The organism is Nocardia sp. Marseille-Q1738, from assembly GCF_965283145.1.
The window spans coordinates 1,611,960-1,634,698 of the sequence record NZ_CBDIMS010000001.1 but is presented as its reverse complement, the minus strand read 5'-3'; the positions used below and the strand labels follow the sequence as shown (position 1 = coordinate 1,634,698).

Genomic DNA, 22,739 nt, shown 5'->3' with positions numbered 1-22,739 from the left:
CATAATCACCTGTTGATTCAGGACAGGCTAGCCTAATCCGCCGGGAGACTCGCCGATACGGCACCAAAACGGCAGCACAAGGGCGCACTGCCGGCAAACACGAAGCGGCACAGCACAGCCAGCCATGCGTATTTGCTATTTTCCCCGCCTACTTAGGTAAGCCTTGCTTTACACTACCGGAAGCGCTACCTTCAAGATCGAGTCGTCACCCTGCTTTTCGAACCGATGCGAAGAAGGGAATCCCCGGTGAAAAGCGTTCTCTCCGAACGTAAGACGCTTCACCCACAAGATCTCGAACGGCGCGAGCTGCCCGTTGACGCGGGCCGAGCGGTGCGCGAACTCGCCAGAGAGATCTCCGCGACACTCGACGCCACGCTCGCCGATCCGGCCGCTGCCGCACGCACACTCACGGATCCGGCGCTGATCGAACGGATCGATGCCCGTGTCGCGGAGCTTCCCGACGAGGTGCGCCACGCCGTGCGCCCGCCCGCCACCGCGGCGGGAGCCACCATCGTCAGCAGACTTCCGCTGGCGGACAACGAATTCGGGCCGACTCCGCCGAGCTGGCGAGAGGCCGCGCGGTGGAGCGCCGATCCGGCGACGCGCGCACACTCGTTCGAATTCGACCTCGTCATGCTGCTGCTCGCCCGCAGCGCGGGTGAGCCGTTCGGCTGGCAAGGCCAACAGGACGGGCGGCTGGTCAACAACATCGTTCCGGCGGCCGGTCACGAGCACGAACAGTCCGGCGCCAGCAGCAAAACACTGCTGACCCCGCACACCGAGGACGCGTTCCACCCACGGCGCGCCAACCTGCTGATGCTCGCCTGCGTGCGCAATCCGGACCTGGTCGGCACCACGGTGTCGTCCGTACGTCGCGTCGAACTCTCCACCGAACAGCGCGAACTGCTCAGCACGCCCACACTGCCGATCCTGCCGGATGTCTCCTACGGCGCCGGACACGAAAGGTACTCGGCCCCAGCGATTCCTACGCTGTGGAGTCCGGACGGCCCAGCCCGGCAGACCATGCGCTACGACCCGGCATACACTCCGCTGGAGGACGCCGACCCCGAATTCCGCGCGGCCTACGAACGACTCACCGCGGAGCTGGAACGCGTCTGCGTGACCGCCGTGCTCACGCCCGGCGAACTGCTGCTGGTGGACAACGACGTCGCCGTGCACGGCCGGGTGCCGTTCACCGCGCGGTACGACGGCACCGACCGATGGCTCAAGCGAGTGAACGTCCGGCTCCCGGAACGACCGCGACGCGCCGAGGAAGCCGACGAGAATGGCTACGGGCAACAAATTGTTGCCCCGTTCCGAGCGGCGGGCATCCTGCCGGTCGAGAGCGGCACTCGAGAGCGAGCAGTACCGAATGATCGAGGACCCGTTGAACACCCGTGACCGCAGCACACCCTTGCGGGTGCTGAGCCGCAGCGACTTGGCCGACGTGCCGATCACGCCTGCCGCGGTCGTGCGTGCGGTGGAAGAGGCGTATCTGGCCTTCGCGGCGGGTGATTCGGACAACCCGCGCAAGCTCAGCGTCGCGAACCCGGACGGCTGGTCGGTCGCCTACGCCATGCTCGGCAGGGACGGCCGCAGGCGCGTGGTCGCGATGAAGACCTCCTACAAGTTCGACCCCGGCCACGACCGCAGCACGAAGCGGTACTACACGACCATCACGCTCTACGACGACGCCACCGGCGCGCCGATCGCGATGATGGACTGCGCCAGGGTCGGCGCGCTGCGCACCCCGGCGGTGTCGGCGCTGCTGGTGCGCGAGACCGTCCGTCGCGGCGCGGAGAGCGTGCTGCTGATCGGCACCGGAACCCAGGGCCGCAACGCCCTTCCACATCTGCTCGCCGCGAACCCGCAGCTGCGCAAGCTGATGGTCTACGGGACGCACCCCGAGGGGCTGGCGGCCGTGCACCGCGGGCTCGCCGAGCACTACCCGCACGCACTGCTCGAGACGGTGCCGGATCCACGCGCCGCGGCGGCGGCCGCCGACGTCGTGCTGGCCACCGCGGGACCAGGCACCGAGGTCGCGCTCGAATCCGCCGATCTGGCACCGGGTTCGGTAGCGGTGCTGGTCGGGTACGGGCTCGCCCCCTCGACGCTGTCCGACGCCGATCGGGTGATCGCGACCAGCGCCGAGCAGATGGCGCTCACCGGCACCGACATGGTGGGTCCCGACGGAAACCTGCGCGCGGTGGACGCCGAGCTACCGCAGATCCTGAGCCGGCGTGCGGTGGCGCGACGCTCGGACGACGAGCGCATCTTCGTCTACAACAGCGGACTGGTGCTCACCGATATCGCGGTTGCCCACGCCCTGGCCGAGCGGGCGATCGCCGAGGGCCGCGGGACGGAGGTGCCACTATGGGACTAGAGGCGGACGTCGGCAGCGTTTCCTCCGTACCGAGCGGACCCGCGGTCGTCGCGGCGACAGACGATGACGCAGTGCGCTCGAGCACGGCGCACGACTCGATCAGCGCGACGCCGATGCCCGCGCATCTCGATCCGTGGGAGCGTCGCCTCCTCGATGATCCCCACCTGCTTGGCGACATCGCCTTTGCGACGGGCGGGCCGTTCCACGTCATGTATCCGGCGCGCGTGGCGCACAACATCAGAGAGTTCCGGGCCGCCTTCGAGCGAGCCGGGGTGCAGGGCTCGATCTACTACGGCAAGAAAGCGAACAAGGCCGCGTGTGTCGCGCGTGCCTGCGCCGAAAACGGTGCGGGCGTGGACGTGGCCAGCATCGGTGAGCTGACCGCCGCGCTCGCGCAGGGCGTCCGCGGTGACGAACTCATGGTGACCGGCCCGGCCAAGTCGGACGAATTGCTCTGGTTGGCGGCCCGGCATGGCGCGCTGCTCGCGGTGGACGACCTCGGGGAACTCGACCGGCTCGCGGCTCTGACGTCGCCAACCACGCCCGCGCGCGTGCTGCTGCGCGTCCTGCCCGCCGCTTCGGCGAGCCGGTTCGGCATGACCTGCGACGAAATAGCCGAGGCGCTCACGGTATTCGGCGCTCGTGAGTCGATTCGCTTGGAAGGCTTCAGCTTTCACCTGTCGGGCTACGACGCGGTGGCACGCGCGGAACAAGCGGGCGAGCTGATCGCGCGCTGTCTGCACGCGCGCACGCTCGGGCATCCGGCGTCAACCGTGTCGATCGGCGGCGGGTTCGGCGTCGACTACGTCCCGGCGGAGGCGGCGGCGGCGTTCAGCGAGCGCGTCGGCAGGCACTGGTTCCACTCGGGGAAGTCCTTCGACTCGTACTACCCCTACCACTTCGCGGTGCCGGGTGCGGCCATGCTCGCACAGATCCTCGAGCACGACGATCTCGCCCGGCGGTTGCGGGACAACGCCATCCGGCTCGCGATCGAACCCGGACGCGCCCTGCTCGCGCACGCGGGATGCACCGTCTTCCGCGTGCAGGGCAGCAAGACCAGGCACGAGCGCGGTCGCCCCTACCGGCTGCTCACCGTCGACGGCACCAGCCTGAGCCTCTCCGAACAGTGGTTCGACAGCGAGTATCTGCCAGATCCGCTGCTGTGGCCTGCGCGCCCCGGCACACCGACACCCACCAGCGTCGGTGCAGCCACCTGCCTGGATTCCGACATGCTCAGCTGGCGCCGGGTGCCGCTGGCCCGCCCCGCCGAGGTCGGCGACCTGCTGGTCTACCCGAATACCGCTGGCTACCAGATGGATTCGAACGAGTCCGCCTTTCACGAACTGCCCATCCCGCCGAAAGTCGTGTTGCACGACGCATCGGACCGCCGCTTCCGTTGGACCCGCGACGGTAGCTGACCCCCACTTCCCCCGATACGAACGAGGAGAAATCAATGCCGCTCGTCACGCGTGTGACGGATCTGATCGGCCGCACGCCGCTGTTCGAGCTCGCGGCCACCGCGACGGGCACCCGCTTACTGCTGAAACTCGAGCAGTTCAACCCGACGGGCGCGGCCAAGATCAGAATGGCGCGCGAAATGGTGCTCGACGCCGAGCGACGGGGTTTGCTGAGCAGTGGCGGGCATATCATCGAATCCACGTCCGGGAACACCGGGCTCGGCCTCGCGGTGGTGGCTGCCGAACGTGGGTATCGCTTCACCGCGGTGGTCGACCACCACGCATGTAAGGACAAACTGCGGGCGATGCGAGCGATGGGCGCGGAACTGGTGTTCGTCGCCGACGAGGGCGACGACAATCTGGCCACCTCGGCGCGGGAGGATCTCGCCGAGGCGATGGCGGCCGAACGCGACGGCGCGTACTTCACCGAGCAACACAACAACGACGCCAACGCGGTCGGCTACTACGCGGTGGCCGAGGAGCTGCTCGAGGACGTCGAGCGGGTAGACATCCTGCTGTCGGCGGTGGGCACCGGAGGTTCGCTGTTCGGCACCGCGACCCGCCTGCGCCAGCTCGGCTGTGTCCCGCACGTGATCGGCGTCGAGCCGGTCGGTTCGATCGCCTTCGGCGGGCCGGGTGGTCCGTACTGGCAGTCCGGCACCGGCACCCCGCCGGGCGCAACCATCGGCACCGCCGTGGACTATTCGCTGCTCGACGAGGGCGTGAAGGTCTCCGATGTGGCCGCGTTCGCGACCGCCCGCGCGGTGGCGGCCGAACTCGGCTTGATGATCGGCGGCTCCGCGGGCGGGTCGGTGCACGCCGCGCTCACCCGTCTGGAGGAGTTCCCGCCCGGCTCCACCGTGGTCACCATCGTGTGCGACGGCGGGGAAAAGTACCTGGACACCGTCTTCGACGACGAGTGGATGAACGAACGGAACCTGCTGAGCACCGACACCGAGCGCGAGGTGCGGGACATGCTGCGGCGGTACACGCCCGCCACCCGCCGCACCCTCGTGGAGGCGCGGTGATGCCCGGCGGGCAGTGGTCAGCCCGCACATCCCGGCTTCTGCACGCAACGACGAACCCCGCACCGACCACGGTGTGCTCGACCCGGGTTCGCATCGCGCCCGCGTCCTCCAGCGTGCGCGAGACCAGCTGGCCGCCCCATCCGCGCGCGGCGATGAGTGCGGCGCTTCCGTCGTCCCTGAGGGAGGGCCGGTGAACCTGTCGAGCTTCCGCGGTGACGGCCGGCGGTTGACCGCGCTGGCGACGCCCATCGCGCTGACCCAGCTGGCGCAGATCGCGGTGTCGACCACCAATATCGCGCTGATGGGCACGCTCGGCGTGCGGCAGGTGGCCGCGGGCGGCCTGGCGATCGTGCTGTTCAACCAGATCCGCACCATGTGCGTCGGGTTGATCACCGCCAGCGGCAACCAGATCGCCACGGCGGTGAGTGCCGCGGGCAAGCGCGGCGACTCGCCGGATCCGGAGATCCGGGACCTGCTGCGGTCCAGCTTCCTGATCGCCACGGTCGCCGGACTCGTCGGCGGCGCGGTGCTGATCGGGCTCGGCTGGCTGCTGCCCTGGCTCGGGCAGGACCCGGGGGTGCTCGCCGATGCCCGTCCGCTGATGGTCGCACTCGCGCCGGGCTTGTTGCCCTGTCTGTGGTTCCAGGTGCTGCGCCAGTACACCGTCGGCATGCAGCGGCCGCAGGCGCTACTGCTGGTGACGCTCGGATCGGTGGTGCTGAACCTGCTGCTGGCCATCGGCTTCATCCACGGCAAGGCCGGGCTGCCCGCGCTGGGACTCACCGGCATCGGCGTCGCCACATCGCTGGTCTTCCTGATCACCTTCGGTGTGTTCTGGGTGATGGTGTGGCGCGACGACCGGCTCGGCAGCACCCTGCCGATGAGCCCGCTGCCGGTGCGCCCGGCGACGGTCAAGGCGGAGCTGAAGCTGGGCACGCCGATCGCGCTCACCTACGGCTCCGAGGCGGGCATGTTCTCGGTGCTGGCCCTGGTCATGGGCAGCATCGGGCCCGCGGCGCTGGCCGCGCACAACGTCGTCTACCAGATCATCTACATCGTGTTCCAGGTCGCGATCGGCCTGTCGCACGGTGCGTCGATCCTGGTCAGCCACGCCGTCGCCCGCGACGAGCACAGCCACGCCCGCGCGCTGGCCTGGCTCGCGCTGCGGCATGCGGCGGTGGTCGCGGCCGTGACGGGCGCGGTGTACGTACTCGCTCCGGATCTGGTGCTGCTCCCCTTCCTGGACTCCTCCGACGCCGACACCATCCGGATCGCGCACACTCTGCTGCTGATCGGCATCGTGCTGCAGTTCTTCGACGCCGCCCAGAACATCGGCACCGGACTGCTGCGCGGCCTCAAGGCGACCAACGCGGGCTTCCGCCTCTCCCTGATCGGCTACTGGGGCGTCGGCCTGCCTGTCGCCCTTTTGCTCGCGTTCCCGCTCGGGCTCGGGGCCGCAGGGGTCTGGTGGGGCCTCACCGCGGGCCTGGCCACTACCGCGATCCTCATGCTCCGCCGCTACTTCGCCCTGCTCGACGAGCAGGAACGCGACCGCACCCGCCTGGTCCCGGAAACCCTCAGCGCACCGAGCTGATCGCCTCCGTGGCCCGCGTGGGTCGCGTAGCGTTGGAGAGGTCGTCGGTCGGGCTGCCCGGGTGTGCACGTTCGGGATGGTTCGTGGTCCGGGATCGGGAGGTGTCGGATGCTGAGCGTGTTCTCCTCGCCGGGGCACTATGTGCAGGGACGGGACGCCACGGCGGCGCTCGGCGCGGAGATGACCCGTCTCGGAATCGGCGGTCCGGTGCTGATCGTGTCGGGGGGCAGCGCTTTTCGGCTGCTCGCCACGACGTGGGAACGGTCGCTCACCGACGCGAAGATCGCCTATTCGATCCACCTGTCCGGCGGTGAATGCAGCAGGGCGGAGATCGCCGAGATCGCCCACGCCGTCGAAGAGTCCGGCAGCACAGTCGTTTTGGGCGCGGGCGGCGGCAAGGTGCTTGACGCGGCGCGCGCGGTCGCCGACGATCTCGAGCTGCCGATGATCAGCTGCCCCACCACCGCTTCCAGCGACGCGCCGTGCAGCGCCCTGTCGGTGATCTACACCGAGTCCGGCGAATTCGAGGCCTATCAGCTGGTCCGGCGCAATCCGGCGCTGGTGCTCGTGGACACCTCGGTCATCGCGCAGGCCCCGGCCCGGCTGCTCGCCGCCGGCATGGGTGACGCTTTGGCCACCTGGTTCGAGGCGCGCACGTGCAGTGCGGCGCAGGTGCGCAACATGCGTGGCGGAGCGTCCACGCGCAGCGCCACCGCGCTCGCGGAGCTCTGCTATCGCACCCTCCTCGCCGACGGGGCGCAGGCGCTGACGGCGGTCCGCCGGCACAGCGTCACACCGGCGCTGGAGCGCATCGTCGAGGCGAACACGCTGCTGTCCGGGCTCGGTTTCGAATCGTCGGGGCTGGCCGCCGCCCACGCGGTGCACAACGGCCTCACCGCCGCCGCGGGGACGCACCCGTTCCTGCACGGGGAGAAGGTCGCCTTCGGCACGCTCACCCAGCTGGTGCTCGAAGGCGCGCCGACGTCCGAGGTCGAGACGGTCCTCGACTTCTGCACCGAGGTCGGGCTGCCGACCACCCTCGCCGCGCTGGGTCTACCCGACGCCGATCACGAGACGCTGTCGTCCATCGCGGCTCGGGCCACCGCCCCGGGCGAAACGATCCACAACGAGCCGTTCACCGTCGACGCCGCGATGGTGGTCGACGCGCTGCGCACCGCGGACGCCATCGGCCAGGCGTGACCAACGCCACTGCACCGGCCATTTCCCCTGCGTTCGACACCGAACCCTCACCTTCCCGCAAGCATGCCGTCACCAGCCGTCGGGAAACCTGTTCGTAACCGACGCTATTCTGGCGGCGGAGCCAAGCCAATGGCGGGCAAACCGCCAGGAGGGATTTTCGGTCCGGTGCCCATCACAAGAGTCGCGGAGCACCCGCGTCCGGATCACGTGTTGTTCCACTTCAGCGACACCCACCTCATCGCGGGCGACGACCCCCTGTACGGCGATGTCGACCCCGACCTGCGGCTGCGGCAACTACTGGAGCAGGCCGCGGCCAGCCGGATCCATCCGACCGCGATCGTGTTCACCGGAGACCTCACCGATCGCGGCGAACCCGCGGCATATAGCAAGCTCAAGTCCATTGTCGAGCCGTTTGCCAGAAGTTTGCAGGCACCCATCGTGTGGGTCACCGGCAACCACGACGACCGCGCCGCGCTGCGCGCCCGGCTACTCGGCGAACGCGCCACCACCTCCCCGCTGGACCGCGTCCACCTGATCGACGGCTTGCGCATCATCGCCCTGGACACCTCGGTGCCCGGCCACCACTACGGCGAGATCTCCGACGATCAGCTGGACTGGCTGCGCGGTGTGCTGGCCGAACCCGCTCCCTTCGGCACCATCCTGGCCATGCACCACCCGCCCGTGCCGTGCGTGATCGATCTGGCCGTCACCGTGGAGCTGCGCGATCAGCGCAGGCTGGCCGACGTGCTCGACGGCAGCGACGTGCGCGCCATTCTCGCGGGCCATCTGCACTTCTCCACCAGCGCGACCTTCGCGGGCATCCCGGTCTCGGTGGCGTCGGCGACCTGCTACAGCCAGGATCTCGGCGTCGCGCAAGGCGGCCTGCGCGGACGGGACGGCGCGCAGGCCTTCAACTACGTGCACATCTATCCGGACACCGTGGTGCACTCGGTGGTCCCCATTGAGCGCGGAACCACCGTCGGCGCCGCGGCGACGCCTGAGGAGGCGCAGCGGCGGCTGGCGGAGGAGGGCATCGTGATCCCGCCCGCCGCGCGCATCCCGCACGTCATGCGGCGCCAGGCGTCGACTCCGGAATCGGATGACGAGACGGTGCGCTGAGCCGCTCCCACGGCGCGGGCTCAGGGAAGTAGTCGGCGAGGAACTCCGACACGATCCGCACCCGCTCGGCCTCGGCGACCTCGGGGAAACTGCCGTCGTTGAGGCAGAAGAAGTCGACGTCGCGGTTTCGCGCCAACCCGGCCAGCAAGGTCAGGCCGCTGTAGCTCGTCGTGTCGACGTAGCACACCTTCGCCGATTCCTGCGGGACAGCCCGACCGGTCAGCAGCGCGTAGTAGTGGTACAGCGAATTGGTGACCGAGATGTCGGTAGCCGCCCGGAAACGGCTCCCGCTCGTGCGCGCGAAATCGGCGGCGAACTCCTCTTCCATCTCCAGCAGCACACTGCGCCGCAGCGGCACCGGCGTGTGCTCGAGATGCCGCGTGATGACATGGCCGAAACGGTCGGCGAGCAACGCTCGGTTCACCCGCGCGGCATTCTCGAAACCGCTGCGCCGCTCGTTGTTGCGCCCCGGACCGATCCTGGTCTCCGCCTCGATGAACCGGCTCACCCCGGCGGGGGTGAAGAACATCGACGGGCGCACCGGCCGCGCGAAGAACATGTCGTCGTTGGAGTACAGGAAGTGCTCGCTGAGCCCTTCGATGTGCTGCAACTGGCATTCCACCGCGTGTGAGTTGAAGACCGGCAAGCCGCTGGTGTCGCGGAAATGGTCCACCGCCCGCACCACCGTCACCTTCGGGTGCGCGGACAGCCACCGCGGCGCCGCGGAGTCGGTGGCGATGAAGATTCTGCGGATCCATGGCGCGTTCTTTTGCACCGATCGCAGCGCGTACCGGAGCTCGTCGATCTGCCGGATGCGGGCATCCGCGTCGTCGCCCTCGCCGACCGCGACCTGGGCGAGCATTCCGGCGCGGCGCGCGCGGAATTCCGGATCGGAGCCGTCCACCCAGGAGAACACCAGATCGATGTCGAAATCGACGTCGGTGGACTGCGGCGCGAACATGTCCACCAGGGTCGGCCAGGTCCGGTCGAACAGCCGCACCTGCGTGCGCTCGACGTCGGCAAGGTCGAAGACCGTCCGGGTGAGCGCGTTCGGGCGCGGGCAGGTCACCGTGTCGCCGTGGTACTCCCACAGTTCCAGATCGACGTGATGGGCCGGGTCGCGGTCACGCCCGAGCCGGAACACGTGCTGCCGCAATTCCACACAGGAGAATCCCGCCGCGACCGCCGCGGCCGTCACCCGGCGCACCATCATGCGCTGCGCCGCGTCGGCCGCGAGCACCAGCCGGTGTCCGCTGTCGCGCACGAGCAGAAACGGCACCTCCGCCGCCGCCAACTCCTCGCGCAGGTAGCCCAGATCCTCGATCACCGCGGCCGACACGGCGAGATTGCCCGCCATCGGTCGCGTCACCACTTCTACCGCCCCCGCATTCACTCCCCTGTCCACCATGACTCTCTCCACATCCGTCCATCCACCGGCTTCCGATTGCATCCGGGGCGCCGCGCCGAGCGGTGAATCCGCCGATGCCGTGGCATCGGCGCGCGCGATGACCGCGCTCGGCGCGGTGAATTCAGAAATGGGGAAGGGTGCCGAGGCGCGGGTACGAATTGATCACCCGGTATACGGACGACTGGTAGATCATTTCGTTTCACCTCACTCACGGCCGGACGCCGAAGCGTCATGGTTGGAAGCGCTGCACTCGTGCGCGGCGAGGCCGAAGGGCACGCGTGGCAGCCGCCGAGCCGGACGGTCATTGGCCGGCAGGAAAGTGGTTTGCCCAGAAAACAACGGGCACCGTTACGAATGATGCATCGCGGATGACATTCCGTCAATCGGTGCAGTTCGCCAGCCCGCCGCCTCTGAGCAGCGCCATCGCGCCAGGCCGTAGCACATCGCGAGCTGGATAGTTAGGATAGCCTCACTGTATCGATGAAGGAAGGGGCAGTGCTGGTGCGCGTCGTCATTTTGTTCGGAACCGAGATGGGGACCGCGGAGTCCGCCGCGGACAGCATCGCCGCGGAGCTCTCCGGAGCGCACGACGTCTCGGTGCACGACATGACGGACTTCGACATCGATGACGTTGACGTGCGTGACTTCCACGTCATCGTGTGCTCGACCTACGGCGATGGCGATCTGCCGACCGGTGCGGAGCCCTTCGCCGACGCGCTCGACCGTCACGCGCCGGAACTGACCGGCCTGCGGTTCGCCGTGTTCGGGCTCGGCGACACCGTGTACGGCGACACCTTCAACCGTGGCGGCGAGATCATCGCCGAAAAGCTCATCGCATGCGGCGCCACCCAGGTCGGCGAGCACGCCCGGCACGACGCGTCGACGGAGATCCGGGTCGAGGACATGGCGCAGCAGTGGGCCGCCACGCTCGACATCCCCGCGTTGGTCTCGGCCTGATCATCGCCCAGGGCCCGGCTGATCTTCGCCCCGCCCGACCCGGCTGAGCGTCGCGCAGGACCCGTCGTGATTGTCATCTGAGAGCAGCCCCGGCAAAGGGGCCGCAGCGCTAGCGCACAAGTGGCGCAGCACCTTTACGTGCCAACGGCAAGACCTCGCACGGGTGCTTTGTCCGCGGCCCCGAGAGTGTTGCGCCGGGTCGCGGCGAGATATGCGGTGGAGCGCGGCACACTATGGGGGTGTTGCACCTGCGGATGCTGGCTCCGGCCGAGATGACCGATGGCGTGATCCGAATCCTGGAACAGGAGGATGCCGTCAGTGGCCTCGCGGTGATGCGCGGCGCCTCCCTTCGGCCCAGCGGTGACGTGGTGCTGGCCGACGTGGCGCGGGAGGCGGCGAACGACGTCATTCAGCGGTTGCGCGCGATCGGCCTGCACCATGCGGGCAGCATCGAGATCGAGCCGGTGCGTACCTGGCTGTCGCGCAGTGGATTCGCTGCCGAGGTCCGCACGCCTGGCAGCAGTGCGGACTCCGTGATCTGGGCCGATGTCGCGCAGCGCTCGTATGAGGAAACCGAGCTGAACTGGACCTATCTCAGCTTCATGACCTTCGCCACGGTGATCGCCGCGATCGCGATCGTGCTGGATTCGCAGATTCTGGTCATCGGGGCGATGGTCCTCGGTCCGGAATTCGGGGCCATCGCCGCGCTCGGAGTGGCCTTGGTCCGTCGCCGATTCGTGTTGTTCGGCCTCGCCGTGCGCACGCTGCTGCTCGGTTTCGCCACGGCCATCGCCATCACCTTCGTCCTCGCCTTGATCGGGCGCGCACTGGGCTGGATCACCGTCGACGACGTCACCGGTCCGCGCCCGGGGACAGCCTTCATCTACACCCCCGACAAGTGGTCGTTCATCGTCGCCGTCATCGCGGCCGCCGCCGGAGTGCTCGCGCTGACCTCGGCCAAGGCCGGGGGAATGGCCGGTGTTTTCATCTCGGTGACCACCGTGCCCGCCGCGGGCAATATCGCGCTCGGCGCCGCCTTCGGTGTCGGGTCGGCGATCTGGGGCAGCACTCTGCAACTCATGGTGAACCTGTGCGGGATGGCACTGGCGGGCTGGGCCACCTTGGCGGTACAGCAGGCGGTGTGGTCGCGGGTGTCGGTGCGCCGCGCCAAGGCGATGAACCATCCACGCCGGATGCTGTAGTCACCCTGGTCGCGGTCTGATAGTCACCTGAGAGCAGTCCGGACAAAGGGCGCAGCGCCAGCGGACAACGGGCCCAGCGCCTTAGACTGCTAGCAAGCGCGGTACAGCCCGCCGCGCTCGACTATGCATGAGGTGACGAAGATGGCAGCCGGAGCGAGCCCCGCCCAACGTCAATACAACTCGGCAGATCATCCCGAGCTGGACGTGCTCCCGGAATGGCCGCTGGAGACGATCGGCGTGCTGGTGACCACCGACCCGGCGCCGCACGCGATTCCGGTGTCCTGGCCGGTGCGGGCGGGCGATCGGCAGATCCTCATCAGCCTCAAATTCGACCGCGGCTCGCTGGCCCGGCTGCGCGAGCGGCCGGAGGTGGCGCTGCTGGTCCTCGGCGGCGGCAACGTGGCGATGTGCGCGCGCGGCACCGCGCACGTGGTCGCGGAGAGTATGCCCGACGCCGAAGATTATGTGGCCGTACGCATCGACGTCGACGTGATCGACGACCACCGTCAGTCGGCCTTCGCGATCGTGCAGGGCATCCAGCGCACGGTGCTCGACGACGAGAGCGAGCTGCGCGCGCTGAAAGGCCGGGTGAGCACACTGCAATCCTGGGTGGACGACCAGAACTGAACCGGCGCAACGTTTCCGGTAGCAAAGAAGAAAGGACGCGGCACCGGCCGTGCCGCGCGGAAGGGGATCATGAGCGTCACTTTGGCCAAAGGCGGCAATGTTTCGCTGTCCAAGCAGGCCGCGAATCTCACGAAGGTGTCGGTGGGCCTCGGCTGGGACGTCCGCACCACCACCGGCGCCGACTACGACCTCGATGCCAGTGCGCTCGCGTGCGGGCCGAATCTGAAAGTGCTGTCCGACCAGCACTTCATTTTCTACAACAACCTGCGCTCGCCCGAGGGGTCCATCGAGCACACCGGCGACAACCTGACCGGCGCGGGCGAGGGCGACGACGAGGTGATCAACGTCGACCTCACCGCCACCCCGCCGACCATCACGAATATCTTCTTCCCGGTCTCCATCCACGACGCCGACGCACGCGGCCAGTCCTTCGGCCAGATCCGCAACGCATTCATCCGCGTCGTCGACGCCGGCACCGGCGTGGAACTGGCCCGCTACGACCTCACCGAAGACGCCTCCACCGAAACGGCCATGATCTTCGGCGAGCTGTACCGCCACAACAACGAATGGAAATTCCGCGCCATCGGGCAGGGGTACGCGTCGGGTCTCGCGGGGATCGCCCGCGATTACGGCGTCAACATCTGATCGCGTTCGAATCCCTGACGCCGCGCTGGTCTTCCGCTCGATGCACTACATCGAATTCCGGAAGACCCGCGCGGTGTCTGTTCGGTACCGGCCGCCCCGAGGACAACCGGTACCGCCTGCACATGCGGCGATTGCAACCGGAACGCCCGACGGTTACGACTGGATCTACCGCCACGACGCGACCGAGATCCACTGACAAGACGCCGCCAATTCGGATCGAGCCCCCTTCGGCGTCAAGGGAAAGGATCAGCTACTCCGTTCCACTCTCAACATATAGCGCACAGGGGGCCTTGCGGCAAGACCCGGGGCGTGCCGCAGAATGTCCGGCTGAAGCCTGAACCTGCGGAAATGGGAGTACCGAAATGCGTGTTGTCGATGACCGGGATGTGCGGGGACGCGACGAAGGACTCCGAGGGGAACGGCGAGTGATGGACACCGACGTCATCATCGTGGGCGCCGGCCCGACCGGGCTGATGCTGGCCGGTGAACTGCGCCTGGCCGGAGTGCGACCGCTGGTGCTGGAGCGGTATCCGCAGCCCCGAGACACCCCGAAGGCCAGCGGTCTCGGCGGGGCGATCCTGCACTTGCTGCGCTACCGAGGTCTGCTGGACCGATTCGAGGCAGCCAGCAGCAACCCCAACGTGGCTCCACGATTTCCGTTCGGCAATATGTATTTGGACTTCACACACCTGGCAGATCCCCCGATGCGGGCGTTGCCGCTCCCGCAACTGGAAATCGAGCGACTGCTCGACGAACGCGCTCGCGAACTCGGCGCCGACATCCGTCGCGGACACGAGGTGGTCGGGGTGAGCCAGGACGATGCCACGGTGACCGCGGACGTGCGCGGGCCGGATGGACCGTACCGGGTGACGGCCCGATACCTGGTTGGCTGCGACGGCGGGCGCAGCCGGGTCCGCGACATGGCCGGAATCGCGTTCCCCGGCACGACATATCCAGAGGTCAATCGGCTTGCCCAGGTCGCCGTGCACGATTCGGTGACCGTGCTCGACAACGGCGACATCGACGTCCCCGGCTTGGGCAGGATCCATGCGGGTTTCACACGAACAGACCGCGGTGTGTTCGCGTTCGCGGTCGGCTCCGGGGTTCTGTCCCTCCAAACCACCGAAGACGAGTCCACCGAATACGACGACGACGAGCCGCTGACTCTGACGGAGCTCGCAGACAGTGCTCGCCGCGTGCTCGGGGCGGATCTCCCCTTGGGAGAACCGACTCGGCTGACCCGCTACACCTTCAAGGATCGGCAGGCCGAACGATACCGCGACGGTCGGATCCTGCTGGCCGGCGATGCGGCCCACCTGTTCCCCGCCACCGGCACAGCACTCAACGTCGGCATGCTCGACACGGTCAACCTCGCCTGGAAGCTGGGCGCCGACATCCACGGCTGGGCACCGGCCGGCCTGCTGGACACTTATCACGACGAACGCCACTTCGCCGGTGCACGGGCGCAGCTACAGACCCGAGCTCAGGTGGCACTGCGGCGCGGACACGACCCGGCCGCCGAAGCGCTTCGGCAAGTCTTCCAGGAACTGGTCGCCGACGAGCCGGCATTGCGCCGTATGGGTGCCCTGGTCGGCCACACCGACATTCGCTATCCGATGCCGGGCTCCTACCACCACGCCTTGGCCGGCACGTTCGCACCCGACCTCACCTTGCACACCGACCAGGGCATCACCAGCGTCGCGGAACTCATGCAGACCGCACGGCCCGTCCTGCTCGACCTCTCCGACCGCCAAGACCTCCGCGAGATCGCCCGAGATTGGCAGCATCGGATCGACATCCGCACCGCCAAAACCGATAACCGGCCAGCCGACGCCCTACTGATCCGCCCGGACGCCCACATCGCCTGGGCCGCAACGATCGACGAACCGGCCGACACCGCCGCGCTGGCGCTGCGAGAAGCACTCTCCTCCTGGTTCGGCACACCCCTGGAATCGACAGCGCCGATCATCGATCGACCCTCCTGATCGACCGACCGAATATCGCCAGGAGAACGCAACAGTCGCCGCCGTTCGTGTAGTCCCCGCGCCCGGCCGGAGCGCCCGAGACTGGGCCACCGAGCCTACTCGCCTCGCTCCGGCCAGAACTCGCGCCAATCCGCGGCCGTAAGCGGAAGGCGCTGGTGCCGTTGCTTTTCCGCGTCGTCTTCCGCTGAGCGGATGGCGGCGGCGAAGGCGAGGGTTGCTTTGCGGAGGCGTTCCTCGGCACTTTCGGGGCCGCCGAGGTGGACGACCCGGAGGGATTCGGGAATGAGGTCGGGTGGCAGGCCCGCTCTGGTGGCGCGGGAGATGATCTTTTCCGCCAGCGCCAGGGCGGGTTGGGCCATGGCTATGCCGTCCAGGCAGGAGCGGCGGGACTTTTCGGCGGATTTGCGTTCTTCCCAGGCGCGTTCCTGGGCGGCGATCTTCTCCTCGACCGAGGCGGCGGTATCGATCGCGGAGTCGGCGAGGTGGGGGCTGCGGTTGACGAGCTTGGCCACCAGGGCGGCGGCCACGTCGTCGACGGTGAATTCGCCTGCGGCCTCGGCGATCCGGGAATGGAAGAGGACCTGGAGCAGCAGGTCGCCGAGTTCTTCCTTGATGGTCTCGGCGTCGTCGTTCTGGATGGCGTCGAGCAGTTCGTAGGTTTCCTCGAGCAGGTACGGGCGCAGGGAGTCGTGCGTCTGGGTGACCTCCCAGCCGCCGAAATGCCACAGGCGGTCCATGACCTCGACAGCATCGGCCAGCCCCGCCGCGACTACGGCCGTGTCGGTGCGCGGAGCCGACTCACCGTTCGGCACGGGACGATCGCCCCCGTTCGTCTTCTCCGCCGCGCCGTGCCGCGCGTGCAGCACGGATTCGTCGCGATCCCCGGAGCTCATCGGGGCGCCATTTCGGCGGCGACGGTGAGGTCGACCGCGCCCTGCGCCTTTCCGTCCAAGGCCAGCAGCAGGTCCGCCACGAACTGGAGCAGCACGACGTCGCGCACCCGCTCGGCGCCGACGCTGTCCTCCACCCGCGGCAGCGGTAGCTGCACCACCCCGGACGCGGCGCGGTAACCGGCGCTCGGGTAGAGCCGCTTGAGACGTAGCTGCTTGGAATCGGGCAGATGCAGCGGCGAGATCTTCAATGTCGCCCCGGTGACCGCGATTTCGGTGACCTCGTACTCGCGGGCGAGCAGCCGCAGCTTGGCGACCGAGACCAGGCGGCCGACCTCCACCGGCAGCGGGCCGTAGCGGTCGACAAGCTCCTCGACGACCAGTGCCAGAGCCGGATCGTCCTGAGCCGCGGCCAATTTGCGGTACGCCTCCAAACGAAGCCGATCGCTGGCGATGTAGTCGGGCGGGATGTGCGCGTCGACGGGCAGGTCGATGCGTACCTCCTTGACTTCTTCGGTGGTGATCGGCTTGCCGTCGGCCGCGGCGCGGTACGCCTCGACCGCCTCGCCCACCAGACGGACGTAGAGGTCGAAGCCGACACCCGCGACATGGCCGGACTGTTCGGCACCCAGCACGTTGCCCGCGCCGCGGATCTCCAGGTCCTTCATCGCGACCGCCATGCCCGCGCCCAGGTCGGAGTTCTGCGAGATGGTGGCCAGGCGGTCGTAGGCGGTCTCGGTGAGCGGCTTCTCCGGCGGGTACAGGAAGTAGGCGTAGCCGCGCTCGCGGCTGCGTCCGACCCGGCCGCGCAGCTGGTGCAGCTGCGAAAGACCCAGCGCGTCGGCGCGTTCCACGATCAGCGTGTTGGCGTTGGAGATGTCCAGGCCGGTCTCGATGATCGTGGTGCACACCAGCACGTCGTACTCGCGCTGCCAGAAGCCCTGCACGGTGGACTCCAGCGCGTCCTCGTTCATCTGGCCGTGCGCGACGACCACTCGCGCCTCCGGCACCAGATCGCGAATCCGCTTGGCCGCCTTGTCGATCGACGACACCCGGTTGTGCACGTAGAACACCTGGCCGTCGCGCAGCAACTCGCGGCGGATGGCCGCGGTGACCTGCTTGTCGTTGTAGCCGCCGACGTAGGTGAGCACCGGGTGACGCTCCTCCGGCGGGGTGAGGATAGTCGACATCTCGCGGATACCGGCCAGGCTCATCTCCAGGGTGCGCGGAATCGGGGTGGCCGACATGGTGAGCACGTCGACGTGGGTGCGCAACGCCTTGATGTGCTCCTTGTGCTCGACGCCGAACCGCTGCTCCTCGTCGACCACGACGAGGCCGAGATCCTTCCAGCGCACACCGGTCTGCAACAGCCGGTGCGTGCCGACCACGATGTCGACGCTGCCGTCGGCCATTCCCTCCAGCACGGCGCGGGCCTCGGCGGGATCGGTGAATCGGGACAGGCCCTTCACGGTGATCGGGAAGCCTGCAACCCGCTCGGAGAAGGTCTGCAAATGCTGTTGCGCGAGCAGCGTGGTCGGCACCAGCACGACGACCTGCTTGCCGTCCTGCACGGCCTTGAACGCCGCGCGCACGGCGATCTCGGTCTTGCCGTAGCCGACGTCGCCGCAGACCACCCGGTCCATCGGGACCGGCTTCTCCATGTCCGCCTTCACCTCGGCGATGGCGGTCATCTGGTCGACGGTCTCGGTGAACACGAACGCGTCCTCCATCTCCTGCTGCCACGGCGTGTCCGGCCCGAACGCGTGGCCGGGCGCGGCCTGCCGGGCGGCATAGAGCTGCACCAGCTCGCCGGCGATCTCACGAACGGCCTTGCGCGCCTTGCGTTTCGTGTTTGCCCAGTCCGAGCCGCCGAGCTTGGACAGGCTCGGCATCTCGCCGCCGACGTAGCGGGAGAGCTGGTCGAGGGATTCCATCGGGACGAACAACCGGTCGCCGGGCTGGCCGCGCTTGCTCGGCGCGTATTCGATCACCAGGTACTCGCGGCGGGCGCCGCCGACCGTGCGCTCGATCATCTCGACGAACTTGCCGATGCCGTGCTGGTCGTGCACCACCATGTCGCCCGCGCTCAGCGCGAGCGGGTCGACCTGGTTGCGGCGCTTGGCGGGCATCCGCTTGCCCTCGGTTGGCGCGGTGACCCGGTTGCCGGTGAGGTCGGACTCCGCGACGACCACCAACCCGGCGTTCTCGAACACCAAGCCGTCGTGCAGCGAGCCGCACAGCACGCCGACCACGCCTTGGTTCGGCTCGGCGCCCGTCTCCAGCGCGGCGGCGGGGACATCGGCGTCGGCCAGCCGTTCGAGAATGCGCTGCGCCGTACCGTGACCAGCGACGACCACAACCGCCTTGCCGCCGGTGGACACGTGTGCGCGCAACGAGGCGAAGAGGGTAGCCACCAGCTCGTCGGACCCGCGCGCCGCCGGGCCGGGCAGCACCGGAAGCACGACCTCGGACGAGTCGCCGGACGCGAGCGGGCTCAGCGTCCACCAGGGCAGGCCCTCCCGGTCCGCGCTGGCATGGATTTCGGGCAGCGGGCGGTAGGCCGAGGCCGCGAGGTCGAGACCGTGCCCGCCGAGCGGGGCCGCACCGCCGAACGAGGCGGCCGTCCAGGATGCCTCCAGGAATTCCTCGCCGGTGCGCACCAGGTCGGCCGCGCGGGTGCGGATCTTCTCCGGATCGCACAGCAGCACGTGCGTGCCCTCGGGCAGCACTTCGGTCAGCAGGCGCAGGTCGCCGGGTTGTAGCACCGGCAACAGCGCCTCCATGCCGTCCACCGGGATGCCCTGCGCCAGTTTCTCCAGCATCTCGACCAGCGCCGCGTCGGCCGCGTTGGCGACGGCCACCTCGGCGGCGCGCTCGCGCACGGCGTCGGTGAGCAGCAGTTCGCGGCACGGCGGCGCGACGACCACGTCCACCGTGACGTCCGGCAGCGAGCGCTGGTCGGCGACGGCGAACGGTCGCAGTTCGGTGATCTCGTCGCCCCAGAACTCGACGCGCACCGGATGGTCAGCGGTGGGCGGGAAGACGTCCAGGATGCCGCCGCGCACCGCGAACTCACCGCGCTTGCCCACCATGTCGACCCGTGTGTAGGCGAATTCCACCAGGCGCGTGAGCAATTCGTCGAAGTCCAGCTCCACGCCGACGCCCAGCACGATCGGCTCGATATCGCCGAGCCCGCCCGCCATGGGCTGCATCAACGACCGCACGGTGGTCACCACCACCCGCAGCGGCGCGGGGAAATGGGGATCGTCCGGGTGCGCGATCCGGCGCAAGACCTCCAGCCTGCGCCCCACGGTGTCCGCGCCGGGCGAGAGCCGCTCGTGCGGCAGCGTCTCCCAGGACGGGAACTGCGCGACCGCGGGCCCGAGCATCTCCTCCAGCTCGACGGTCAGATCGTCGGCCTCGCGCCCCGTCGCGGTGACCACCACCAGCGGTTTGCTCGCCGCGATGGTCGCGGCGACGAACGGCCGCACCGCCGACGGCGCCACCAACTCGACCGACGTGGTGCCGATCAGCTCCGCGACGGTCCGTAGCGAGGTATCGGCACCGGCCGCGGCGGCCAGTCCCGCCAACGGCGGGCGGTGGGTGGACATCGTCGACTCCTGAGCGCAGACGGGCGGTTCGAGCAGCCAACCGAGTCTAGTAAGCGTCTGTGTTCGTTTTTCCAGCGCCTGCGGCGCTGGGTGTTCGCGGCCCCTTTGTGCTCGCCGCTGCGGATCTACCCCCGCGCGCCGTCGGCGAAGATCATCCGCACCTCGACCCCCGACTTGCGCACCTCCCGCGCCGCCAGGTACTCGGGCGAGTCGTACCACTCCCGGACCCGATCGAGGTCCGGGAATTCCAGGACGACCGCACGCCCGGGCCACGCGCCCTCGACCGCCTCCGGCACGGTAGCGACGAGGTAGCGTCCGCCGAACCGGCGAATCGACGGCTCCGCCAGCCGCCAGTACTCCAGATCGACTTCTTCATCCAGTACCTCGGCCTCGACAATGACGTAAGCGGGCATGCGCGACTCCAGTAGAACGAGCGGATCCGAACCCGACCGAGACTAGCGCGGCAATCGCACGCAACCGTCATCCAGCGCCTGGCACAGGTACGGCGGTTGCTTCCGCACGCAACCACACCGGCTCGACCACCCGCTTTCGAGCGAAGCGAGACCGAGCGTTCCCCGTTCGCGGCCCGGCTCGCGTCCGAGCGGCCGCCGCGTCCGCGACGAAGTCGCCAGCGGCGGTCGCTCGGACGCGAGCCACAAGGGGGCCGCGAACACGCTGCGGCGAAGCCGCTGCCAAAGTTACGGCACGTAGCGCCGCAACCGTCTGGCCGCGAATTCCCTGAAGTACGAAAGCTTTTCGGGCGGCACGAGGGCGGGGAGCAGAAAGTACCAAGCCCGCTCCATCCGCACCGCCATTTGATCGATCGACTCGGTGCCGACGGCGATGATGTGCACGCCGGCGGCCATCTCCTGCAAGAGCAAGCCGATGATCTCGGCATCCAGATCGGGGACCAGGTCGCCCTGGGCGATCGCCCGTTCGGCGAGCAGCCGGTAGGTGTCGCCCCAGGTCTTGGCGATGTTGTCGCCCTGAGCGCCCCGGTAGTCGCCGATCTGGTGGGTCAGTTTGAGCATCGCGCCGACCATCGGGTCGTTCATCGATAGATCGGCGACGACGTAGGTGATCCCGATGCACGCTTCCAGCGCGGGCACCCGGGGATCGAAGAAGCCCTGACACGAGCTGATGAGTCTCTCGTTGCCCTGGTCGACCACGGCGCGGGCCAGCTCTTCCTTCGAGCCGAAGTGAAAGTACAAGGCGCCCTTGGTCACATTGGACTGCGCGATGATCTCGCTCAGGCTCGCGTTCGCATATCCCAAGCGCAGAAAGACATCGGCAGCGCCTGCCAGGACGGAATCGCGGGTGATCTCCGCGCGCGCTTGCCTAGCCATCAGATCCGCCTGTCATCCCAAAACCAGCCATCCTGAAGTAGACCGACATCCCGAAGTTGACCGACTTACCGCCCGAACAGCACCCAAAGGATGGGTGAACCGTACCACCAGGAGCGCGCCCAGCAGCCAATTCGCGCATACCGCCAGACCTACCGCGCAATTCGCTGGTTAACAATCCGGGTCACTCCCCGGCTCCCGCACGCCATTCCGAGCTCAATCGCGGATCGGCCTCCAGATGGCTCAGGCCGTTCCAGCACAGGTTCACCAGATGCGCCGCCACCACCTCTTTCGACGGTTGGCGTTCATCCAGCCACCAGGTCGCGGCGGTGGCGACCTGACCGACGAGCGCCTGCGCGTACAGGGTGGACAGGCTGGCGTCGAGCCCGCGACGCTCGAAATCGTTCGCCAGGATGTGCGCCACCTGATTGGTCGCCTCGTTGAGCAAACTGGAGTACCGGCCTTCCGCCGCGGCGGCGGGCTGATCGCGCACCAGAATTCGAAACCCGTCGGTCCGTTCTTCGATGTAGGTCAGCAGCGCCAGCGCGACCTTTTCCAGCCGGATCCGGGATCGGTTCTGGGTGAGCGAGGACGTGATCATGTCCAGCAGCATCGACATCTCGCGATCGACGACGACCGCGTACAAACCCTCTTTGCCGCCGAAGTGTTCGTACACCACGGGTTTGGAGACCTGGGCGCGTTGCGCGATCTCCTCGATCGAGGTCGCGTCGTACCCACGTTCGGCGAACAGCGCGCGACCGATCTCGATCAACTGCTGGCGCCGCTGGGTGCCGGTCATACGCGGCCGGGCTACCCGATGCGGCTCACCCGAAGACACTGACACTGTGCTCACCCGCCTCTCCGGGTCTTTAGGCCGTACCAGTCGGGTGACCCAGGATTTACGTTCAGGTCCTGCGTCGGGTGTCACCCTGGGTTCTGGGCGTGCCCGACGAGTTACCCATGTTCATACGAAATCAGTCGTCACGTCGGGAAGACCCCGACGCACTGATGTTCGGATACCACTGTTCCAGACCGCTCGGCAACGCCCCCGATCGACCCTCGATCACAGCTCCACACTTCATTCGATCCCACCCCGGACACGGGCAACCCACTGCGTACGCCCAGATTGCCAGGCATCCGACACCGGACCGAGCGCCCCAATGACACCACCACTCTCAACGCGACAACTGATCTAGCACGTACATGGGTAACTCACCGGGTACGCCCAGAACCCGAGCGGCTCCCAACGCAGGACCTGAACGCAAATCCAGCGCTCCCCAACTAGTACGG

General features: G+C 68.2%; 18 protein-coding genes. 12 read left to right on the top strand and 6 right to left on the bottom strand.

All coding sequences use genetic code 11. From position 1 onward, the window contains the following. Positions 1-246 precede the first annotated feature (246 nt). From ACWPXK_RS07300 to ACWPXK_RS07270, 7 genes are all read left to right on the top strand, one after another. Positions 247-1,401: a TauD/TfdA family dioxygenase gene (locus tag ACWPXK_RS07300; protein ID WP_454195198.1), complete on the top strand. Its 1,155-nt coding sequence runs from the start codon at positions 247-249 to the stop codon at positions 1,399-1,401. Beyond that, on the top strand, positions 1,373-2,383 hold the full coding sequence (locus ACWPXK_RS07295; RefSeq protein ID WP_454195197.1) for an ornithine cyclodeaminase family protein: 1,011 nt from the start codon (positions 1,373-1,375) through the stop codon (positions 2,381-2,383). Before ACWPXK_RS07300 ends, ACWPXK_RS07295 begins: the two co-directional genes overlap by 29 nt. Further along, on the top strand, positions 2,374-3,801 hold the full coding sequence (locus ACWPXK_RS07290) for an alanine racemase (RefSeq protein ID WP_454195196.1): 1,428 nt from the start codon (positions 2,374-2,376) through the stop codon (positions 3,799-3,801). The genes ACWPXK_RS07295 and ACWPXK_RS07290 overlap by 10 nt, the downstream gene beginning before the upstream one ends. Positions 3,802-3,836: 35 nt before the next feature. Then, complete coding sequence (locus ACWPXK_RS07285) at positions 3,837-4,868, top strand: PLP-dependent cysteine synthase family protein (protein ID WP_454195195.1); 1,032 nt, start codon at positions 3,837-3,839, stop codon at positions 4,866-4,868. 190 nt (positions 4,869-5,058) lie between these two features. Further along, positions 5,059-6,462, top strand: a complete 1,404-nt coding sequence (locus ACWPXK_RS07280; protein WP_454195194.1) for an MATE family efflux transporter — start codon at positions 5,059-5,061, stop codon at positions 6,460-6,462. A 108-nt stretch (positions 6,463-6,570) separates the two neighbouring features. Continuing rightward, the gene (locus ACWPXK_RS07275) at positions 6,571-7,662 is read left to right on the top strand and encodes a glycerol dehydrogenase (protein WP_454195193.1); all 1,092 of its coding nucleotides are present in this window, start codon (positions 6,571-6,573) and stop codon (positions 7,660-7,662) included. A gap of 129 nt (positions 7,663-7,791) precedes the next feature. Next, the gene (locus ACWPXK_RS07270; RefSeq protein WP_454195192.1) at positions 7,792-8,781 is read left to right on the top strand and encodes a phosphodiesterase; all 990 of its coding nucleotides are present in this window, start codon (positions 7,792-7,794) and stop codon (positions 8,779-8,781) included. Here ACWPXK_RS07270 and ACWPXK_RS07265 read toward each other — a convergent pair. Next, the gene (locus tag ACWPXK_RS07265; protein WP_454195191.1) at positions 8,729-10,189 is read right to left on the bottom strand and encodes a stealth family protein; all 1,461 of its coding nucleotides are present in this window, start codon (positions 10,187-10,189) and stop codon (positions 8,729-8,731) included. The two genes, ACWPXK_RS07270 and ACWPXK_RS07265, sit on opposite strands and share 53 nt — an antisense overlap. Positions 10,190-10,690: 501 nt before the next feature. On the opposite strand from ACWPXK_RS07265, the gene ACWPXK_RS07260 reads away from it, so the two are divergent. The 5 genes from ACWPXK_RS07260 (at position 10,691) to ACWPXK_RS07240 (ending at position 15,605) form a co-directional block, all read left to right on the top strand. Continuing rightward, a complete protein-coding gene (locus tag ACWPXK_RS07260) occupies positions 10,691-11,146 on the top strand; it encodes a flavodoxin domain-containing protein (RefSeq protein ID WP_454195477.1) in 456 nt (151 codons plus the stop codon). 233 nt (positions 11,147-11,379) lie between these two features. Beyond that, a complete protein-coding gene (locus ACWPXK_RS07255; RefSeq protein WP_454195190.1) occupies positions 11,380-12,348 on the top strand; it encodes a DUF389 domain-containing protein in 969 nt (322 codons plus the stop codon). A gap of 141 nt (positions 12,349-12,489) precedes the next feature. After that, positions 12,490-12,975 (top strand): hypothetical protein, encoded by a 486-nt coding sequence (locus ACWPXK_RS07250; protein ID WP_454195189.1) that lies wholly within the window; start codon positions 12,490-12,492, stop codon positions 12,973-12,975. A gap of 69 nt (positions 12,976-13,044) precedes the next feature. Beyond that, the gene (locus ACWPXK_RS07245) at positions 13,045-13,620 is read left to right on the top strand and encodes a TerD family protein (RefSeq protein ID WP_454195188.1); all 576 of its coding nucleotides are present in this window, start codon (positions 13,045-13,047) and stop codon (positions 13,618-13,620) included. Positions 13,621-13,982: 362 nt separating this feature from the next. Beyond that, positions 13,983-15,605, top strand: a complete 1,623-nt coding sequence (locus ACWPXK_RS07240; RefSeq protein ID WP_454195187.1) for an FAD-dependent monooxygenase — start codon at positions 13,983-13,985, stop codon at positions 15,603-15,605. A 95-nt stretch (positions 15,606-15,700) separates the two neighbouring features. Here ACWPXK_RS07240 and ACWPXK_RS07235 read toward each other — a convergent pair whose 3' ends face one another. From ACWPXK_RS07235 to ACWPXK_RS07215, 5 genes are all read right to left on the bottom strand, one after another. After that, positions 15,701-16,342, bottom strand: a complete 642-nt coding sequence (locus ACWPXK_RS07235) for a MazG family protein (protein WP_454195476.1) — start codon at positions 16,340-16,342, stop codon at positions 15,701-15,703. 152 nt (positions 16,343-16,494) lie between these two features. After that, on the bottom strand, positions 16,495-20,106 hold the full coding sequence (gene mfd / locus ACWPXK_RS07230) for a transcription-repair coupling factor (RefSeq protein ID WP_454195186.1): 3,612 nt from the start codon (positions 20,104-20,106) through the stop codon (positions 16,495-16,497). A 125-nt stretch (positions 20,107-20,231) separates the two neighbouring features. Beyond that, complete coding sequence (locus ACWPXK_RS07225) at positions 20,232-20,519, bottom strand: DUF1330 domain-containing protein (RefSeq protein ID WP_454195185.1); 288 nt, start codon at positions 20,517-20,519, stop codon at positions 20,232-20,234. Between the two features lie 285 nt (positions 20,520-20,804). Continuing rightward, on the bottom strand, positions 20,805-21,452 hold the full coding sequence (locus ACWPXK_RS07220) for a TetR family transcriptional regulator (RefSeq protein ID WP_454195184.1): 648 nt from the start codon (positions 21,450-21,452) through the stop codon (positions 20,805-20,807). 181 nt (positions 21,453-21,633) lie between these two features. Then, positions 21,634-22,248, bottom strand: a complete 615-nt coding sequence (locus tag ACWPXK_RS07215; RefSeq protein WP_454195183.1) for a TetR/AcrR family transcriptional regulator — start codon at positions 22,246-22,248, stop codon at positions 21,634-21,636. Positions 22,249-22,739: the final 491 nt, after the last annotated feature.

What these genes read in the sequence shown, in the direction of transcription:
- ACWPXK_RS07235 (WP_454195476.1), bottom strand. Translation starts at nt 16,342, where the DNA reads ATGGACCGCCTGTGGCATTTCGGCGGCTGGGAGGTCACCCAGACGCAC.
- ACWPXK_RS07240 (WP_454195187.1), top strand. Translation starts at nt 13,983, where the DNA reads ATGCGTGTTGTCGATGACCGGGATGTGCGGGGACGCGACGAAGGACTC.
- ACWPXK_RS07265 (WP_454195191.1), bottom strand. Translation starts at nt 10,189, where the DNA reads ATGGTGGACAGGGGAGTGAATGCGGGGGCGGTAGAAGTGGTGACGCGA.
- ACWPXK_RS07250 (WP_454195189.1), top strand. Translation starts at nt 12,490, where the DNA reads ATGGCAGCCGGAGCGAGCCCCGCCCAACGTCAATACAACTCGGCAGAT.
- ACWPXK_RS07225 (WP_454195185.1), bottom strand. Translation starts at nt 20,519, where the DNA reads ATGCCCGCTTACGTCATTGTCGAGGCCGAGGTACTGGATGAAGAAGTC.
- mfd (WP_454195186.1), bottom strand. Translation starts at nt 20,106, where the DNA reads ATGTCCACCCACCGCCCGCCGTTGGCGGGACTGGCCGCCGCGGCCGGT.
- ACWPXK_RS07245 (WP_454195188.1), top strand. Translation starts at nt 13,045, where the DNA reads ATGAGCGTCACTTTGGCCAAAGGCGGCAATGTTTCGCTGTCCAAGCAG.
- ACWPXK_RS07215 (WP_454195183.1), bottom strand. Translation starts at nt 22,248, where the DNA reads ATGACCGGCACCCAGCGGCGCCAGCAGTTGATCGAGATCGGTCGCGCG.
- ACWPXK_RS07220 (WP_454195184.1), bottom strand. Translation starts at nt 21,452, where the DNA reads ATGGCTAGGCAAGCGCGCGCGGAGATCACCCGCGATTCCGTCCTGGCA.
- ACWPXK_RS07255 (WP_454195190.1), top strand. Translation starts at nt 11,380, where the DNA reads ATGGGGGTGTTGCACCTGCGGATGCTGGCTCCGGCCGAGATGACCGAT.
- ACWPXK_RS07295 (WP_454195197.1), top strand. Translation starts at nt 1,373, where the DNA reads ATGATCGAGGACCCGTTGAACACCCGTGACCGCAGCACACCCTTGCGG.
- ACWPXK_RS07290 (WP_454195196.1), top strand. Translation starts at nt 2,374, where the DNA reads ATGGGACTAGAGGCGGACGTCGGCAGCGTTTCCTCCGTACCGAGCGGA.
- ACWPXK_RS07275 (WP_454195193.1), top strand. Translation starts at nt 6,571, where the DNA reads ATGCTGAGCGTGTTCTCCTCGCCGGGGCACTATGTGCAGGGACGGGAC.
- ACWPXK_RS07270 (WP_454195192.1), top strand. Translation starts at nt 7,792, where the DNA reads ATGGCGGGCAAACCGCCAGGAGGGATTTTCGGTCCGGTGCCCATCACA.
- ACWPXK_RS07285 (WP_454195195.1), top strand. Translation starts at nt 3,837, where the DNA reads ATGCCGCTCGTCACGCGTGTGACGGATCTGATCGGCCGCACGCCGCTG.